The sequence below is a fragment of the Methylobacterium sp. J-026 genome (assembly GCF_022829585.1).
In the GTDB taxonomy this organism is placed as follows: Bacteria; Pseudomonadota; Alphaproteobacteria; order Rhizobiales; family Beijerinckiaceae; genus Methylobacterium.
Genome location: NZ_JAKSYC010000296.1, coordinates 14061 through 29962 on the forward strand (window position 1 = coordinate 14061; position 15902 = coordinate 29962).

22 protein-coding genes and 1 pseudogene are annotated in these 15902 nt (G+C 64.6%); 10 read left to right on the forward strand and 13 right to left on the reverse strand.

Features of this window, described 5'->3' with window-relative positions; all coding sequences use genetic code 11:
- Window positions 1–136: 136 nt before the first annotated feature.
- From MKK69_RS25325 to MKK69_RS25335, 3 genes are all read right to left on the reverse strand, one after another.
- Window positions 137–889, reverse strand: a complete 753-nt coding sequence (locus MKK69_RS25325) for an IS6 family transposase (protein ID WP_243972530.1) — start codon at window positions 887–889, stop codon at window positions 137–139.
- Window positions 890–1333: 444 nt separating this feature from the next.
- Window positions 1334–2125 (reverse strand): sugar transferase, encoded by a 792-nt coding sequence (locus MKK69_RS25330; protein WP_409564882.1) that lies wholly within the window; start codon window positions 2123–2125, stop codon window positions 1334–1336.
- Window positions 2126–2689: 564 nt separating this feature from the next.
- Window positions 2690–3487 (reverse strand): hypothetical protein, encoded by a 798-nt coding sequence (locus MKK69_RS25335; protein WP_243972532.1) that lies wholly within the window; start codon window positions 3485–3487, stop codon window positions 2690–2692.
- A 592-nt stretch (window positions 3488–4079) separates the two neighbouring features.
- Between MKK69_RS25335 and MKK69_RS25340 the strand changes: the two genes are divergently transcribed.
- The 5 genes from MKK69_RS25340 to MKK69_RS25360 all read left to right on the forward strand — a co-directional run bounded on the left by MKK69_RS25340 (window position 4080) and on the right by MKK69_RS25360 (window position 6269).
- Window positions 4080–4760: a ParA family protein gene (locus tag MKK69_RS25340; RefSeq protein ID WP_243972534.1), complete on the forward strand. Its 681-nt coding sequence runs from the start codon at window positions 4080–4082 to the stop codon at window positions 4758–4760.
- Window positions 4757–5050, forward strand: a complete 294-nt coding sequence (locus tag MKK69_RS25345; RefSeq protein WP_243972536.1) for a hypothetical protein — start codon at window positions 4757–4759, stop codon at window positions 5048–5050. The genes MKK69_RS25340 and MKK69_RS25345 overlap by 4 nt, the downstream gene beginning before the upstream one ends.
- Before the next feature lie 327 nt (window positions 5051–5377).
- Window positions 5378–5599 carry a hypothetical protein gene (locus MKK69_RS25350; RefSeq protein ID WP_243972538.1) on the forward strand — a complete coding sequence of 74 codons (222 nt, stop codon included), beginning with the start codon at window positions 5378–5380 and terminating at the stop codon, window positions 5597–5599.
- On the forward strand, window positions 5596–5829 hold the full coding sequence (locus MKK69_RS25355; RefSeq protein ID WP_243972539.1) for a hypothetical protein: 234 nt from the start codon (window positions 5596–5598) through the stop codon (window positions 5827–5829). The genes MKK69_RS25350 and MKK69_RS25355 overlap by 4 nt, the downstream gene beginning before the upstream one ends.
- Before the next feature lie 11 nt (window positions 5830–5840).
- Complete coding sequence (locus tag MKK69_RS25360) at window positions 5841–6269, forward strand: hypothetical protein (RefSeq protein ID WP_243972541.1); 429 nt, start codon at window positions 5841–5843, stop codon at window positions 6267–6269.
- A gap of 910 nt (window positions 6270–7179) precedes the next feature.
- Here MKK69_RS25360 and MKK69_RS31255 read toward each other — a convergent pair.
- From MKK69_RS31255 to MKK69_RS25385, 6 genes are all read right to left on the reverse strand, one after another.
- Window positions 7180–7323: a hypothetical protein gene (locus MKK69_RS31255; RefSeq protein ID WP_313900885.1), complete on the reverse strand. Its 144-nt coding sequence runs from the start codon at window positions 7321–7323 to the stop codon at window positions 7180–7182.
- A 12-nt stretch (window positions 7324–7335) separates the two neighbouring features.
- Entirely contained in the window at window positions 7336–7695 is a 360-nt protein-coding gene (locus tag MKK69_RS31260) for a recombinase family protein (RefSeq protein ID WP_313900886.1), read from the reverse strand.
- Window positions 7692–7904: a hypothetical protein gene (locus MKK69_RS25370; protein WP_243972543.1), complete on the reverse strand. Its 213-nt coding sequence runs from the start codon at window positions 7902–7904 to the stop codon at window positions 7692–7694. Before MKK69_RS25370 ends, MKK69_RS31260 begins: the two co-directional genes overlap by 4 nt.
- A gap of 220 nt (window positions 7905–8124) precedes the next feature.
- Window positions 8125–8544, reverse strand: coding sequence for a hypothetical protein (locus MKK69_RS25375; RefSeq protein WP_243972545.1), 420 nt, complete (start codon window positions 8542–8544; stop codon window positions 8125–8127).
- Complete coding sequence (locus MKK69_RS25380) at window positions 8541–8936, reverse strand: phage holin family protein (protein ID WP_243972547.1); 396 nt, start codon at window positions 8934–8936, stop codon at window positions 8541–8543. The genes MKK69_RS25375 and MKK69_RS25380 overlap by 4 nt, the downstream gene beginning before the upstream one ends.
- A gap of 9 nt (window positions 8937–8945) precedes the next feature.
- Entirely contained in the window at window positions 8946–9389 is a 444-nt protein-coding gene (locus MKK69_RS25385; protein WP_243972552.1) for a hypothetical protein, read from the reverse strand.
- Between the two features lie 164 nt (window positions 9390–9553).
- Here MKK69_RS25385 and MKK69_RS25390 point away from each other — a divergent pair, with 164 nt between their 5' ends.
- From MKK69_RS25390 to MKK69_RS25405, 4 genes and pseudogenes are all read left to right on the forward strand, one after another.
- Window positions 9554–9916 (forward strand): CsbD family protein, encoded by a 363-nt coding sequence (locus MKK69_RS25390; protein WP_243972553.1) that lies wholly within the window; start codon window positions 9554–9556, stop codon window positions 9914–9916.
- Window positions 9917–10051: 135 nt separating this feature from the next.
- Window positions 10052–10759 (forward strand): annotated as a pseudogene (dnaQ, locus tag MKK69_RS25395) (DNA polymerase III subunit epsilon).
- 78 nt (window positions 10760–10837) lie between these two features.
- Window positions 10838–11107, forward strand: a complete 270-nt coding sequence (locus MKK69_RS25400; RefSeq protein ID WP_243972554.1) for a hypothetical protein — start codon at window positions 10838–10840, stop codon at window positions 11105–11107.
- 657 nt (window positions 11108–11764) lie between these two features.
- The gene (locus tag MKK69_RS25405) at window positions 11765–12493 is read left to right on the forward strand and encodes a MipA/OmpV family protein (protein WP_243972555.1); all 729 of its coding nucleotides are present in this window, start codon (window positions 11765–11767) and stop codon (window positions 12491–12493) included.
- 1444 nt (window positions 12494–13937) lie between these two features.
- Here MKK69_RS25405 and MKK69_RS25410 read toward each other — a convergent pair.
- The 4 genes from MKK69_RS25410 to MKK69_RS25425 all read right to left on the reverse strand — a co-directional run bounded on the left by MKK69_RS25410 (window position 13938) and on the right by MKK69_RS25425 (window position 15657).
- Window positions 13938–14288: a hypothetical protein gene (locus tag MKK69_RS25410; protein WP_243972559.1), complete on the reverse strand. Its 351-nt coding sequence runs from the start codon at window positions 14286–14288 to the stop codon at window positions 13938–13940.
- A 17-nt stretch (window positions 14289–14305) separates the two neighbouring features.
- Window positions 14306–14650: a hypothetical protein gene (locus MKK69_RS25415; protein ID WP_243972560.1), complete on the reverse strand. Its 345-nt coding sequence runs from the start codon at window positions 14648–14650 to the stop codon at window positions 14306–14308.
- 127 nt (window positions 14651–14777) lie between these two features.
- Window positions 14778–14942: a hypothetical protein gene (locus MKK69_RS25420; RefSeq protein WP_243972562.1), complete on the reverse strand. Its 165-nt coding sequence runs from the start codon at window positions 14940–14942 to the stop codon at window positions 14778–14780.
- Window positions 14943–15354: 412 nt separating this feature from the next.
- On the reverse strand, window positions 15355–15657 hold the full coding sequence (locus MKK69_RS25425; RefSeq protein WP_243972565.1) for a helix-turn-helix domain-containing protein: 303 nt from the start codon (window positions 15655–15657) through the stop codon (window positions 15355–15357).
- 35 nt (window positions 15658–15692) lie between these two features.
- Here MKK69_RS25425 and MKK69_RS25430 point away from each other — a divergent pair.
- Window positions 15693–15902 (forward strand): hypothetical protein (locus tag MKK69_RS25430; protein WP_243972566.1); only part of this gene is annotated, 210 nt, incomplete at its 3' end.

The window sequence follows — 15902 nt, forward strand, 5'->3', positions numbered from 1 at the left end:
AAAACCGTAAGTCGCGAGAAGCACGGATCATGACCCCGCGCGAGCGCGCCGCCTTCAACGCCGAGATCGAAGTAGTCCGGCAGGGCCTGTCGCAAACCCAGACACGTGGCGCGGAAGGACCTCTGCCGTCGCGGTTTCATGCTTTGTTCGCAGGGGCGAGTCCGAAGCAGTGAGCCAGCATCTGGTTCTGCTCGCGGACGGTCCAGGCGCCGGCAAAGCCGAAGCCCCTGCACAGCCACAGCATCGCCTCGAAGCCGCAGATCGTGCGGCGCGCCGTATGGAACGAGCGGAAGCCCCCGACCCGCGGCATCGCTCGCTTGACCCGGAAGTGGTCGCTCTCGATCCCTTGCGGCAGATGCTTGGTGACGTAGTGGATCGGCGTGCTGGGTAGAAGGCCCTCGCTCCTCGCAGCTACGATGGCGGATGGATAGGGGCCGGCGCCATCCGTGCCGATGCGGTCCGGAGCGAGCAGCGGCTCGACCGAAAGCACCTTGCGGAAGAACCGCTTGGCCGCATCGAGATCGCGCCGGGCGGTGAGCAAAAAGTCGACGGACGTGCCGTGCTTGTCGATGGCGCGGTACAAGTAGCGCCATTTGCCGCGGACCTTGATGTACGTCTCATCGATGCGGACCGAGCCGCAATGAGGCTGGCGGAACTGGCGCAGCCGTTTCTCGATCAGCGGCGCATAGGCAAGCACCCAGCGGTTCAGGGTGGAGTGGTCCACCTCCAGACCGCGTTCCAGGAACAGCTCCTCGATGTCGCGGTAGCTCAGCGGGTAGCGCAGGTACCAGGAGACCGCCTGGACGATCAGGGTCGCCTCAAAGTGCCGGCCCCTGAAGTCGGCCTTGGCGCGCTGCTTGAGCTTGGCGGCGATGGCGGACAGGATCATGGGCAGCCTCCGAAACGGAAGGCGCCATGCAGGTCGTATGGTCAACGCGGGGTAAACGCCACGGGTTTGCGATAGGCCCGGATGAAGATGCCCTCCGCGAGGCTCTGACCGCCCTCGCGCCGAGGCTGGCTGTCATTGGTTTGCGCGTTTGCCGCCGGAAAACTGGCTTTCGGGCGGCGCGGTGCAAGTGAAATAAATTGCCGCATGCGGTCGAACAATCGCGACGTTGGACAATATATTGCCAGAGTTCGTCACCTAAATGGGGACGTAGGAAGACAGCAAGCGTGTCAGTATGACGATGCGCTGAGGGTGCTAGGGGATACGACCATGCACTGGATGCTTGTCGGCCTAACTGCCTACGCTGCGGGCACGATGCAGCTCTGGCACCTGTGCAAAAACGCCCCCGTGTTCGAGGAAGTTGAACCCGCGCTCCTTGAGGGCGCGTTACCGGCTTCCACGCTGTGCAAGGACCGCCGGGACGGTGCGCAGCATGATCGCCAGGTCCCGGCGCAGGCTCCAGCGGCTGGCGTAGTCTAGGTCCAGCGCGACGCGCTCGGCGTAGCTTGTGTCCGAGCGCCCAGACACCTGCCACAGCCCGGTAACCCCGGGTGGGACGGCAAAGCAGGTGGCGAACGCCTGACCATAGCGGGCGACCTCGGCCGGCACGATAGGCCGCGGCCCGACCAGGCTCATCTCGCCGCACAGCACGTTCCACAGCTGCGGCAGTTCGTCGAGCGAGGTCTTGCGCAGGACTTGGCCAATTGCTGTGATGCGTGGGTCGTTGATGAGCTTATGGGTCTCATCCCATTCGGCCCGGGCCTGCGGATTGGCAGCCAAGTGGGCAGCCAGCATGGCCTCGCCGTGGGTTACCATGGAGCGGAACTTCAGGCAGCCGAAGCTGCGCCCGTCGCGGCCCAGGCGCATGTGACGGAAGATCGGCGCACGCCCGTCGCCGGCCCAGACCAGGGCGGCGATAACCAGAAGCAGCGGTAGGAGCAGGAACAGGGCTGTGGCTGCTACCGTGATATCGAGGCCGCGCTTGGCAGCCCAGTTTAGGCGCAGGCCCCGGGCGACGAACGGCGTCTCGGGTAGGACCGTGTCGCCTACCATCTCGGCGGCGTTACTCAACTGCACGATCAACTGACCCGCCACGTGCTCAGTTGCTCCCGATATCTCAATCTCATGCTGCGGCGCAAAAACAGCAGCTGAGATGGGGGCTTCGGCATGACGGGGCATGGTCTCAACTCCTCGGGTGAGGCCAATGGCGTGGGTTAATAATTTATCGCTTTCCAGTCTCTAGCAAACGGCAATTGTCTTGCCAAGTTGGCGGCCAAGTGTTTCTGAAAGCACAAATACGTGAAAAACGCTCCACACGTGGCAGCTTGGCCGCAAATTGGTTGCTAGGGCTGGGGACATACTGCATCGGTTATCTGCGTATAAACTACGCACTTTCTACCGGGCATATGTCGAGATAACGCTTTCCGATGAGGCGTTTGTGCGGCGCGTCAAATTCATCCGAACGACCCATAGTGCGGCGCGTGTAGAAAGTGGAAGCCAGCTTTGTTGAGGCACCGTGTCGTTTGCTGCGTGCGATTAGACGACCGCCGGCATGATGACACGGCATGGCTGCAGGCGAGGTACGACCCGCGCACGATTCTCACCGGCCTGCGCATCTGGGGTGGCCCGCTACCCCTCGGCAGCTTTTCGCCGTTTCCGCTGGCCGCGCGGCTGTAGGATAGAGCTCATCCCCTCGAGAGCCTAAGGCAGCCGCTCGCCGTCCACGTGAGCGAAGCGGCTGCCTTAGGCGCCTGCAGCGCGCGCCGTAGGCCGGGCGTTGCACTCGAGCTGTGCAGCGAGCCCCTTTCCACGATTCTCACGGGTCGACGTCGCTCTGTAACGAGAATTGATACTCGTGGACGGCACACCTGTGCCCCCTCTGCCTCCGAAAGCCGCGGGGCTGCTGCGGGGCAAGCGCGTGCGAAGCCAAGCGGCCCATGCGCGGCTCGTAACGCGGACCACGTTCGTATCATTCCGCGAGCGTGAGACCTTCCGTTCCTCGACCTCGACCAGTCCAAGCGTGCGGGCATGGCGCAAGGCGCGCTTGGCGATGGTGAGGCACACGCCGGCGAGGGCCGCCATGTGGCCGAGGGCCAGGGTACACTTGCCCCACATCCCGACTTCCATGGCGACGATGGCCAGCACGGCCTGCTCGCCCTGTGTGAAGGCTGCGACGAGAGCGGGCGGCAGGTAGCCGCCGGCGGCCATGCGGCGGCGCCTGGCGAGGCTCTCAGGCGTTCGGGCGCGCGAGCCGGTGCGATGATGCGCGCGGTTGGACGCTGGCGCCGCTGCCCTCTGCCCTTCAGTAGCAGGGGCGCAGGTTTTCGCCAGCTGCGTCGAGGGCTCCGCGAGCGTGCTCATCTTCACGGGCGCCGCGCGAGCCGCCCCGCGCCGAGCGTTCAACAGCCCGTCGAGCTGCTCAGCCTCAGCGTCCGTGAGGCCCCCTGCCCCGTACGCCTTCCAGACAGCCGCGGCGACGTCGCCGAGCCGGTCGAGCGCAGCCGCCTCAACGGCGGTGCGCATCTCCTCGAAAATGAACAAAGCTCCGCACCCCTGGTCGCGAGACCAGCCGCAGGGGCGCAGGCACGTGCGGGCAAAGCTCCGCCATTGAGGAAAACCGTGGTTTTCCTCTTGACCGCGGGCATCGATTTCGGGGAGGATCATGTCGCCAAACGATGATCTATCCCCGGCCTCGGCCGGTACGTGACCCGCCCTCGTGGCGGGTTTCGTGTTTCTAGGCCCTCGACTCGCCGCTTATGCAGCTGCCCACATAGTCGGCTCGGCAACTCCTGTGTCAAACGGCCGAGCTGCCCGCTGAAGGCCGGCCCCTCGCCCGAACCTGCACAGTTGCATGGTCGGCCCGCGACGAAAATCCCTCCCCTGGCAGTTTGGCCCTGAAAGCCTCGGAATGCTCTCGAGCGCACCCGTGCGCTCCCACGAGCTAGCGCTAGCTATCATCCTCTAGCGGGAGCGGCCCGCAACGGAACATAGGAGTGCCAAGCGGACGAACCCGTACGAGCGTCGAGGCATGCGGCCGATACCGGCTCAGGGTCTTGCAGATGGGATTAACGGTTCGCTAACCGACCCAGCCTCTATCCTGCCGCTCTCTATGTCCCAGCAGGGGAGCGGCGGAATGCCTGTCATATCGATTGCCAACCCCAAGGGCGGGGCAGGGAAGTCGACCACGGCGCTCGTGCTCGGCACGACGCTGGCGGCTCACGACGCGACCGTGACCATGCTCGACTGTGACCCGAACCGGCCCGTCGCCACGTGGGCTCGAGCCGGCAGTGGCACGCCCATGAAGGTGCTCGGCGACGTCGGTGAGAGCGGCATCGTCTTGGCGATAGACGCCGAGCGTGCCGCACGTCAGTTCGTGCTCGTAGACCTCGAGGGCACGGCGAGCCGCATGGTCTCTCGGGCTATCATGCGCTCGGACCTAGTGCTGATCCCCATGCAGGCCTCGGCCGTCGACGCCGCTCAGGCTGCTCGAGCCGTCGGCCTCGTGCAGGAGGAAGAGCAGGTGGTCGGCCGGGCGATCCCGTTCCGGGTCCTGTTCACGCGGACCTCGCCGGCGATCCCGACGCGGAACGAGAAGCTCATCATTGACGAGCTGCGGGGTGCCGGCATCCCGGTCCTCACCACTCATCTGAACGAACGGGCCGCCTATAAGTCGATGTTCACTTATGGCCGGACGCTCGCCGAGCTCGACCCGGCGCTCGTGAACGGCCTCACTGCCGCGCAGGAAAATGCCGAGCGCCTGGCGGGCGAAATCATCGAGCTCGTTAGCAGCCTCAACAGGAAGGCCGCCGCGTGAACACCAAGCCCTCTTTCGGCTTCGGCAAGCTCGCCGAGATCCAGCCGGCCGCGCCCGAGCCGACCCCGCCTGTAGCCCGCGAGATCGATCGCGTAGCCGAGAAGCTCGGGTTCCCGAGCCGCGAGGTTCCAACCCGACGCAAGCGCCGCATCGCTGTGGATGAGCCTACGGACCAGTTGAACCTGCGGGCCGCCATCGCTGACATCAACGTGTTCGTGGATTGGTGCGAGCGCGAGCGCATGAGCTACCGGGAAGGCTTCGGCCGGCTCGTCGCCAAGATCGGGGTCTGAGCCATGATCGAGGCAGCCCTCGTTGCGGTCCTGGCAGCGGCGTTCGGCGCAGCTGCAGCTGGCGCGGTCAGCGGCCCCGGATCGGAATGACCCTCGCCGCTTTCATCCTGGCGCCTGCAGCCGTGCTCGGCTTGGGCGCCTTCGTCATGGCGTTCCTCGATAGGGCACATCCCCGCCGTCGTCGCACGCCAACATTTGGCAAGGCAGCTATAGCCAGAGGCTCACGCTCGACATGATCACCGCCGCCTTCCTCGTGACATTGACGGGCACCTTAGGCGGCATCGGCGTTGTTGTGCTCGCCCTCGAGCGAGCGCCGCTGCGCCGGCGATGACGCTTCACACTGACGTCGAGCGCCTCGCCCTCGAACTCGAGGTCGCCGAGCTTCGGCAGCAGCTCGCGGGGGCGCAGGATATGCTCATGGTGACGGCGGCCGACGCCGGGCGGCTGCACGTCGAGAACGTGGCCCTCAGAGACGAGCTTGCCCGGATGCGGGCCGAGGCGGCTGCCTGGCAAATCGCGGCTCGGGTCCGGGGGAGGGCGGTCGCATGAGCGAGCCATCCGCCCGCCGCTTCCCGGCCCCCTGGCAGGCCGTGGAGCTCGAGGATGCGTTTCGGATCGAGGACGCCAACGGCTTCCCTGTGGCTCACGTCTATTTCGCCGATGCGACGCAGCAGCGGGCCAGCTCCGATCGCATGTCGCGTTCCGAGGCGCGGCGCATGGCCGTCAACATCGCCGCCCTGCAGGAGCTGAGGCAGGCGCTACGCGACCAGGGCGCGTAGGCCTTTCGCCCATGCCGATCCGGCGCGAGCACCGCTTCTTCTATCCCATCGACTGGCCGCAGCTCTCGGCCGTGATCCGTTTTCGGCGCGCCGGCGGTCGCTGCGAAGGGTGCGGGCGGCCGCACGGGCAGCTGGTCTACCATCTCGGAGACGGCCGCTGGTGGGACGCTGAGAAGGCCGCGTGGCGCGATGGGCGAGGGTGCAGCGCGCGCCTCGCCCTTGGCATGGTCGACGTGCTGGCGCTCGTGCGCACGACCCGCGTTGTGCTCGCCGCGGCGCATCGGAACCACGACACCGCCGACAACGCGAGCGCTAACCTCGTGGCCTTCTGCCAACGCTGCCACATGATCCATGATCGGCCGGAGCATCGGCGCCGGCGTTGGCGCACGCTGTTTAGGCGCAAGGCGCTGGGTGATCTGCTCGGCGGCCCTTATAGGTGAGTTATCTGTGAAGCGGATCGCTAGCGGCAGATCGGATGCCTTGCACGAGGCTCCACAGGTAGATAGCGGACGCGGCCATGGCGCATGCCATGACACCGAGGGCTTGAGCGGTTGGTAGGGTCATACGCTCACCCTGCTGCACGCCTGTCACGGCAGTGTTTCCCGCGCGGGTAGGGCGATCACGAGCCGGCGAGCGGGCCGCACACTCGTGGGCCAAAAATCAGAGCTACGTGACCTTCTTGGACGTGTCTCGGTGCTTCATGAAATCCCAAACCAGGAAGGCCGGGAACGGGATCATGATGGCGAAGAAGATCCAGTCGAACATCTGCGGCATGGGGTTGGCCTCCTACGGTTTATAGAAGCGCCAACCCGCATTGGGCCTAGCGGGTTCGATGTGCGTCCTTGCTACCCCGTAGGTGAGTCCCCGCTAAATCTTGTCGCCTGGCTCGGACGGCTCCACGCTTGAGCCCAATGACCCTCCGTCTTGCATATTTGTGGTGGGCTTGCCCCCACTTGCTGAGCCAACACGTTCAGCAGTGCGTATGTCCGATTGGCGGCGCTGCTCATGGGCTTTTTCCCGACCTGTCGGGAGGTACCGCCAAGGGGCTGGAGCGGCACCCAGGCGAAGAACATTCGGTACGCGGTTAAAAAACGTGGCAAACAGCACCCACGGCACGACAAAAACAATAAATGCGGCCAAGCCCATGGCGATCCTCCTGTCAAAATGTGGGGATATTGAATAAACCTCGGGCGAGCAGCCTTTGATCCTCACTGTTGTATTCGCCGCACCTGGGTCGCCGTCCACGCCCCACCCCGCGCCGCCGGGATCCCGCAAGCATTAAGTGCCGCCGCTACCTGCCGCAGCGACATTGCCCCGGCAGCCCGTACATCTGCCAGGATCGGCGCGAGGTCAGCGGCGCGGGCTGCGCTCCTGCGCGTGCGCGCGACCGCTGCCCGGGCCGATATCCCGGTTGCGCAGGTTGCCGGGATTGCCGAGCTGCACGCCGCGAGCTTTGGCGGCTGCCAGCGCCGCCTTGGTGCGTGACGAGATCATCTTCCGCTCGGCCTACGCGATGACGGCCATGATACCGACCACCAGCTCGTTCGCCTCGGGCATGTCGGCCGCCACGAAGCGCACGCCGGCCTTCTGCAGGTTCAGCAGGAAGGCGGCATCACGGGAGAGGCGGTCGAGCTTCGCGATCACGAGCGTCGCCCCGTGGATCCGGCAGAGCGCTAGGGCGTCGGCGAGGCGGGGTCGCGTGTCCCGCGCCCCGCTCTCGACCTCTACGAGCTCGGCTACGTGCCGCCAGGATCCGCCGGCGAGGAAGTCGGCCACGGCTTGGCGCTTCGCCTCGAGGCCAAGCCCTGAGCGCCCCTGACGGGCCGTAGAGACCCGGAGGTAGGAGACGAAGGCCCCGGCGCTCACCGGTGCTTCTCTTGAGCCTCGGCGGCGTCCTGCATGGCCTTGGCCCAATGGGGGCACGTGTGGGTCCGCAGGTCCTTCAGGTGTCGGCGCTCGTGTACGTGCTCGCACATGCGCACGAACTTCTCGGCCCAGGCTCCGGCATCGGCGGCCCCCTCCTGATCCGTCCCGAAATCCGTGAGGCCGCAGCGCGGGCAAACGGCCGTGCTCATGCGCTTCCCGTTCCCTGTGGCCCTGAGTGACCGATGCACGAACGGACGTTCAACCGGATGAAACACCGGCCCGCGATGACGCCGGCGATACACCGCGGCTTCCTGGAACCGGTCTCGAACTCATCTCAGGATTATCCGCCGCGGTGCGGTCGGGAGCGCGCGAAGCCAGGATGCAGCCCAACGGCTGGTCCCGGCTTTTCATGCCGGCTTTCCGAAGGGCTTACTTCGTGATCCGCACCGAGACAGGATCGCTGCCGGGGAAACTTTCTTCCAGCGCGTCGTCGAGCCTTGCGTGCATGCGGTCTGGATGGTTCTCCGGTAGATGGCGATCCGTCGTGGCCACTGCTGTTCCAGCGGTGATATCCACTAGACGTCTCCGCTCCGCCGCCGTTCGGAAGGCTTCGTAGACAAGTAGCCCAAAGCCGGCCGCGATCAGCAGCGCCGGCACTGGATTGACCCGCACATCCTCCATAAACCGCTCGACGGTTGCGCTTGCCGCCTGCCCTGACCGGCGGAGTTCGGCAAAGTCACGTGGGATCCCAGGGCGATTGAACCGGGCCTGCAGATCGGCCAGCGTCCGGTCCAGCCGCCCACGGCTCGCCTCAACGTCCTGCTCCAGTTTGTCTGGCGAGTCGTTCATGTGTCGATCCGATCCGTGAGAACCTGGGCGTCCTGTTTGACCTGCCGCCCCGTCCGGGTCGGCTCCAGCGTGGACAGGGACGTCTTGCTGCGTCCGAACAGCCCAAGACCGATCGCAAGAAGGAGGAAGACGCCACCCACGATCAGCGCGGCGAGCGCATCCGATTGCATGAGGACGGCGATGCCCTTCACCAGGGCGAGGAGCAGCGTGAACAGGCCTGCGATGGCGAACACGGCTGCCACGAGCAATAGGCTGAGACCGAGGCTGATCCGGTGAACGCCCTGCGCCATCTCGGTGCGGAACAGGGAGATCTGGCCGCCGACGAGATCCCGCAGCTCGCGGACCGCATCGCCGACAAGGATCGGGATGCTGCGCAATCCTGGCTCGGCCATTCTATCCCCCTATGCGTCCGGCGTCGGGAAGGCGTCGACTGGCACGACTGCATGCGAGCGCGGGATCGCCCGAACCTTGGATGCATTGAAAATGCGGAAAAGCGCGAAGCCGGCCGCAACAGCCGCTGCTGTCGCCAGAGCGGGCCGGCGTCGAACCGCAGCGTGGACCTCGTCGTACATCTCGCTGAAACTGCGGCGCGAGATGTCCTCGGCCAGCGCATCGACGCCGAGTGCGGCCTGATCGAAGAACTCCTTCAATTGCGGCAGGCCGTCGAAGCCGGCACCCGCGTCGCGGATAGCACCGCTGACGTCCGACACCAGGCGTGCCGCGTCGGCCTTGCGCTTCTCGACATAGCCCTGAGTTTGATCGCGCAGCGCGTTGGCAAAGCTTTGCGCTTCGCCAAAACCTGGATCGGCCGCGCGCGCCTGATCATTCTGAGCACCGTTCGGCATTGGGCCGCTCCTCCGAGGCACTCTCGATCAGGAGGAACCATAAGTACCTCATACGGTTCCGCTGCATCGCCGACTGCGTGGTCTTACCGTCGAGACGAATGGCGCTCCTGACGCGTTGTTGGCCCGATGTCCCCAATCCGTTCGGATACTGAGGAGGGAGAGCCATGGACGAAGATCGTGTCAAAGGCGCCGCGAAAGAGCTCGGCGGCAAGGTCAAGGGCGCGGCTGGCGACCTGACCGGGGACAAGCAGACCCAGGCTGAAGCTAAGGTCACCGAGCTGAAGGGCTCGGCTCAGAACCTGTACGGGCAGGCAAAGGACACGCTCAGCGATGCGGCCGGGCAAGCGCGGGAGTTCGCCGGCGATACGTTCGACCGTGCCCGCGAGCGTTATCCGGACGCGCAGCGTGTGTACCAGCGCGGCAACGAGGCGCTAAGGCCGCACGCGCAGGAGTCGCCGCTGGGCCTAGCCATCTTGGCCGGCGCGATTGGCTATCTGCTCGCCTTGGTCATTCACGGCCGCCGATAGAAGGGCGTGGTCAGTGCGCGAGGCTGGGCGAGCCGTGATGATATGGCCGCCTGGCCGGTGTGCCGATCCAGATCCTTGACGATCGTGTGCGAACGGCTCTCAAGGGGCAGCAGAGAACCGGAAGAGCCAGGCGGCATGACGCGCGAGATCGTCCTCGACACCGAGACCACCAGCACGGACGCCAAGGTCGAGCGCATCATCGAGGTCGGCTGCGTCGAGCTGATCAACCACACCCCGACCGGCCGCACCTTCCATCGCTATTGCAACCCGTAGAAGGCGGTTCACCCGGACGCCTTCGCGGTGCACGGCCTGTCCGACGCCTTCCTGGCCGACAAGCCTCTGTTCGCCGCCATAGCCCCTGAGCTTCAGGCCTTTATCGGTGACAGCACGCTGGTCATCCACAACGCGCCCTTCGACGTCGGCTTCCTCAACGCCGAATATGCCCGCCTGCCCGAACCGCGGCCGGCGGCGATCAAGCTGGACGATGTGGTCGACACGCTGCTGATTGCTCGACGCAAGCACGCTGGCGCGGCCAACAACCTCGACGCGCTCTGCAGCCGCTACGGGATCGATCGCAGCCGCCGCACCAAGCACGGCGCGCTCCTCGATGCCCAGATCCTGGCGGAGGTCTATGTCGAGCTGCTGGGTGGCAAGCAGACTGGCCTCGACCTAGCGCCCGTCCTTGTCGCCTCAGCCCAATCCGCTGCAGATGCCGCCCGCCCGGTGGCGCCGCGCGTGTTCAAGTCCCGGCTCACCGATGCCGAGCGGGAGCGCCACGCGGCATTCATCGGCACGCTCAAGACGCCGGTCTGGGCGGACTACATCAGCGAGACGGATAGCTGATGGGTGATGGGCCAACGCTCAGTTCTGCACGGCGACCCTGCTGGCGCATCCGGTGAAGGGGTGAGCGAGCCTACGACCATGACCGCCGGCGGCAGGCACTGGTTTTACGACAGCAGGCTGATGGTCTGCTCGTTCTGCCTGCTGTCAGTCGTCGCCATCTTCTGGCAGGTGAGCCAGTTCGAAGGATTTCGGCCGATCTTGACCTGCGCAACTGCGAAGGACGTCGATCGCTTGCTGCTCTTCTCCGGGATGGACGCCTGCATGGGCAACGCGCGCTCCCGGCCCGAGGCGGAGCGGTGCATACGGACAGTCTATGTGCTGGCCTGCATGACGAAACGATGGTGGTAACAGTCTCGTAAGCAGTTTGCGCCTTAGTCCGATGGATGCCCTCAGCCTACTGCAGTAGAGCGATCCATGCCTCAGACGCTTGCTGGCTGGATCCTGTTCGACCTCATCCTATTTTCCGGGGGAGCCAGTATCACCACGGCAGTAAAGCTGATTATGTCTGGGTTCGGAAAATCGTCTCGGAGCCATCTGGACTTCCATGCAGCCTATATATTCGGAGCTCTGCTAGTAATTGCGACGGCGCTGTTTATCTGGATCGAGCCACCGATTTGATAAGCGGCTCGTTCGGCGCGGATAAAAATTCACGTCAACAGATTGTGCGGGTTTAGATGCCGATCTGAGCATCGGGTTTGCCCGGCCTAAGCCGCCCCATTGTCGGCGATCCGTTCAAAGCAAAACGTTGCTGAATGGTCACGGCCAGTCCTATTGCGAGGCGTTCGGACGGTCGTTGCGCTATCGTGCGTATGCGGGTGGGATGAAAAGACGCCATAAAGTGTGGTCATGTCATCATCACCCCATCGTACCCTGCGGTTTCACGCTTTTCTCGGCGCAGGTGTGGTCTTTACCGTATGCGGTACGACAGCGCCCCGTGCCGCAGATCTGAGCGCTGTCCTGCCACGCCCAGTACCGACTTTTACTCAAGTTGATCCAAGCACTTGGGTGGTGACGGTCAGCGGCTCGCTACAGATTGTGCCCCGTTATCCCGGTGCCAGCGAATACACGCCTGTCGGCTATCCCTCCATCGACATTCGTCGTCTCGGAGAACCGCGCCGCTTCTCGGCCCCTGACGACGGCTTCAGTCTGTCCCTCTATGATGACCCGGTGTTTCGCATCGGGCCGACTGCTCGCATCGTGCCCGGCCGCTACTATGGCGACGACCGACGCCACCTGTTTGGGCTCCGCGACGCGCGGTTCGCAGTCGAGCCGGGCGTGTTTGCTGAGTTCTACCCAGTCTCCTTCATCCGCACCCGCGTCGAGGCTCGGCAGGGCGTTTACGGACACCATGGCACGGTCGGCTCGGTGGCGGCAGACTATCTGATCCCGACGGAGAAGCTTCTTTTCTCCATCGGTCCACGCTTCAATATCGGTGATGCCAGCTTCGCCCGGAAATATTTCGGCGTGTCACCGGCCGAAGCTGCCCTGAATGGCCGGGTCACGCCCTATGACCCGCGAAGCTTCTACTCGGCGGGCTTGCTCGGCGCAGTAACCTACACTCAGAACGAGACTTGGGCCTACACGGCCTTCGCTGGCTACACCCGGATCTTAGGCGCCTCTAGCGATAGCCCGCTGGTGCGCCACCCGTTTGGAAGCCCGAACCAGTATCAGGTTGGCGTCAAGATCGATTACTCGTTCACCACGCCAGCACTGTTTCAATCTGCTTGCGAATGAGCAGGCGACGTGAGCACTAAGCCCTTCCCGCTACCCGGGAGAGTGGGCGATCAAATTTAGATCTTCCCGCCAATCTCACGATGTCGGATCTCACCCGCTGCCCGCGCCCCGGCTGCAGATGTGTAGGCATAGGGCGAACGTTCCGAGCGCTTGCCGTCCGCCGAGGTGATGACCCAACGGAAGCAGCCTGCGTGAACCGTGGAGGGCACGACCTCGACGCGCGCTGACCGTGCGACCAAGCTTATTATCCAACGGAATGCCTCACGAGCCATCCGTCGCCTACGAGTTCGACGGCGAACAAGTTTCGGGTTTCTAGCCCTATAGCTCGGCCCCGCCGCTGATCTGATCACGGGCTGGCGGGGGAGGTCGTCGATCTCACCGGCGGTTGCAGCGTCCTTGTACGCGTGAGGCGCGTTCCCGCCGCGGTTCCGCCCCACTGGACCCTTCTGCCATTGACGTCTCCTCCCGCATCGTGGTGCAGAACCGTGGGCGGCAGATGGCGCGGCCGCATCAGCGAGAAGCCGGCACCAGGTCGTTGCTACGGTTCGAATGAGACGTGCACGCGTGCCAGGCAAACTCGGACCGGTCCTGGTTCTCCTTGCCGTAGCACCGACCGATCTGATTGAGACGGGAGTTCAGCCGGGTGCGCCGATCACACTCGGCCGCACTGGAGTCGCCGGGCGAGCCACGGCACGCCTCATCAGCTGCGGTGTAGGCCTTGATGAGCTGCTTCGCTGTCGGCTCGGTTGCCTCTGCTCCGCCGGCAGCAACGACCAGAGCGAGGGCAGCGAGGGTTGTGCGCATGGGGGGAGGATAGCCGCCGGGATGGCGGTGTCGAGGTGGTAGCCGGGGTAGCGCTATCGGCCCCGCAGGAAGAAGAACCAGATCAGGATCAGGACGGGGATCGGCACCCCTAAGAGCCACAGCAGGCTACCTGTCAGCATATCATCCTCTCTGAGTTGCCTGAGAAATCCCGCAGATTGCAGATCCGTTCCGGCGCGCCGCGCCTACGCGATGGCGGTGAACTACGGGCAGGCGTAGTCAGCGAGGTTCAAGATCGGTCGTTTTGAGCGAATGTGCCTTTCGCACGGTCTAGTTCATCAAAGAGCGTCCCAGACCCAAGCCGCTCCCATCATTGCCAGCCCACCACTCACCAGCGCGATCACGAGGTAGCGGTGAACACGATCGTAGAGGAGGATTGGCATCGTCAGTGGCCTACTGAAGCGTGGCCATCAATGCCCAGAGACCAAGTCCTGGGGCTAGCTCAAAACCTTAACAGTTCGTCAATTCAGAATTTGCGTGATCCACAGGCCACAGCTTCGCTGGCCCGCCCCACGCCACTTCGGCCTCGAGCCTTCCCCATCCGCACCCCCGGCCTTCTTGGTTCTCCTCGATGAAGATGACGCCGGCTTCAAGGGCGGCTTTCGGCAAGCTTGCCATGCCCTCAGAACCCTCCGGCCTTGGCATGAAGCGTCGCCTGCAGGATGGCGAGCGCAGCACCTCCTGGATGTCGCACGGGCTCTAGTCCAGCCGGGCGCTTAGCGTGCCCCATTCCGGGCGGCTGCAATTTCGCTTCGCCTGGCCCCGGTCCGCTCCTCGCGACGACGCCCCACTCGGGTAGCGCGTGTTCGAGCGTGATTAGTGCGGCGTCCGTCCACGCCTTCGACTGCATGAAGAAAGCGAACCGCACCTTGGTGTCAGGATCCTGCTGGCCGGTGGTCGCGAACCACACCTCGGCGAAGAGCGGGCGCGATGGCTCGCGGGCTTTGGCGACCTTCTCAATGAGGACTCCCATAGCGGTTACGCCGGACTTCATACCTGCTGCACTGGCAGGTCTTTCTCGCGCCGGAACGCGCCCAGGAAGCGTGTCAGACCCGTCAGCGCGCTGTCGCCTTCGCTGGTTCGCTCTATGCCGGCGCCTTCAGCCAGCTTCCCTGAATTCTCGGCAAGCTCGTGGAGCACCTGCTCAACCAACGGCGGCCACGGCACGCCATTGTCCTGCAGCAGACGAGCCGCACTTGCCAACGCGGTGATTTGAGCGGGCGGAACGGACAGATCGAAAATCTGAGCATCAAGGACGCGTTCAGCGACGGCGGTCGCGAGCTGTGCCACCTGGGCAAGTTTGGCCGTCTGCATAGCGTCAATCACCGGGCTCATTTCAGATAGCCCTTCGCCTTCAGGTGCTCTGTGGTACGACCTGACCCCTCTAATTCCTACCCCTTCCGCTCCCGGAGCCGGATCCCGGCCCCACCGCCGTTCTCGGGGATGAACTCCAGGTCGGAGGTCATGGACGGAGATCCGCTGCCGCTACGACGATGCCAGCCGCGATGGCTGCAAAGGCGCAATCCGCGAACGCGTATTCCAAGTCGGCCGCTTCCAGTAGGTTCAGCGCCGTGACGAGCACAACAGCCACGCCGATCGCCACGAGGCGGCTCCAGACCTGGTTCATCTGGCATTCTCGGCGCCAGTCTCTCGGATGCCGAGCCATTTGAGAGCGGCCGGTCGCGACTCGAAAGTGTGCCATTGGGATGTAAACAGTGCCGGCCTCTGGGCCGCCGGTATCTCGTCGAGCAACTCAATCTGCCACACGTTGCTCAGCCCCCGCGCTCAACGACGCGCGCTAGGGCTGCAATAAGGCAGCCATCAAGCAGCACGTCGTAGCTGCCTGGGGCGAGCTGCTCGACGGTGTAGGTCACGAAGGATCCTTCCGGCGCAGCTTTACGCCTGGCTCGCCGCCGTTGGTGAACTCGACGCTGGCGATCAAGGCACTAGCCCCGCGAGCCCGCAGACTGCCAGGGCCGTGACGATGACGGTGAAGCCCGCCAGCGAGACAGTGCCGCCGATCCGCGCCAAGCGTGGGCTCATGGCTCGACCCTCTGGCGGGACAACGCTTTTCTGTTGTCGCGTACGCCAGGCCCGCCGCCGTTCTCAGGGATGAACTCAATCCCAGCGGCCTCAAGCGCGAGCCTGACTTTTTCGATGGTCGCCGGCTTCACCGGCTCGCCGGCCTCGATCCGACCAACGGTGAAGTGCGAGACGCCAACCAGTTCCCCCATCTCGCGGACACCCAGCTTCAGGATGGCGCGGGCGCTCCGGAACTGAGCGTCATTCATTTTCTGTCCCCTGTACATATTCTGCTTGACGTACAGAAAATCGTCAGGCAATCTGTACATCATACAGAAAGCGAATGGCGGACGCCATGTCTAATCGAACCGTCTCCTGGACCCGCCTCTCCCGCTCGCTGCACGACAGCAAGCCCAAGATCCCCGCCGGTCTGCTCAGCGCCCGCGCCCTCATCCAGTTCGGTGCCCGTACCCGTCCCCTCGCCACCGCCGGCCAGTACGACCGCGCCGCCATCATGGCCGCCGCCTGCAAGGCTGCCCCCGGCATCATGGAGCGCTGTGGCGTC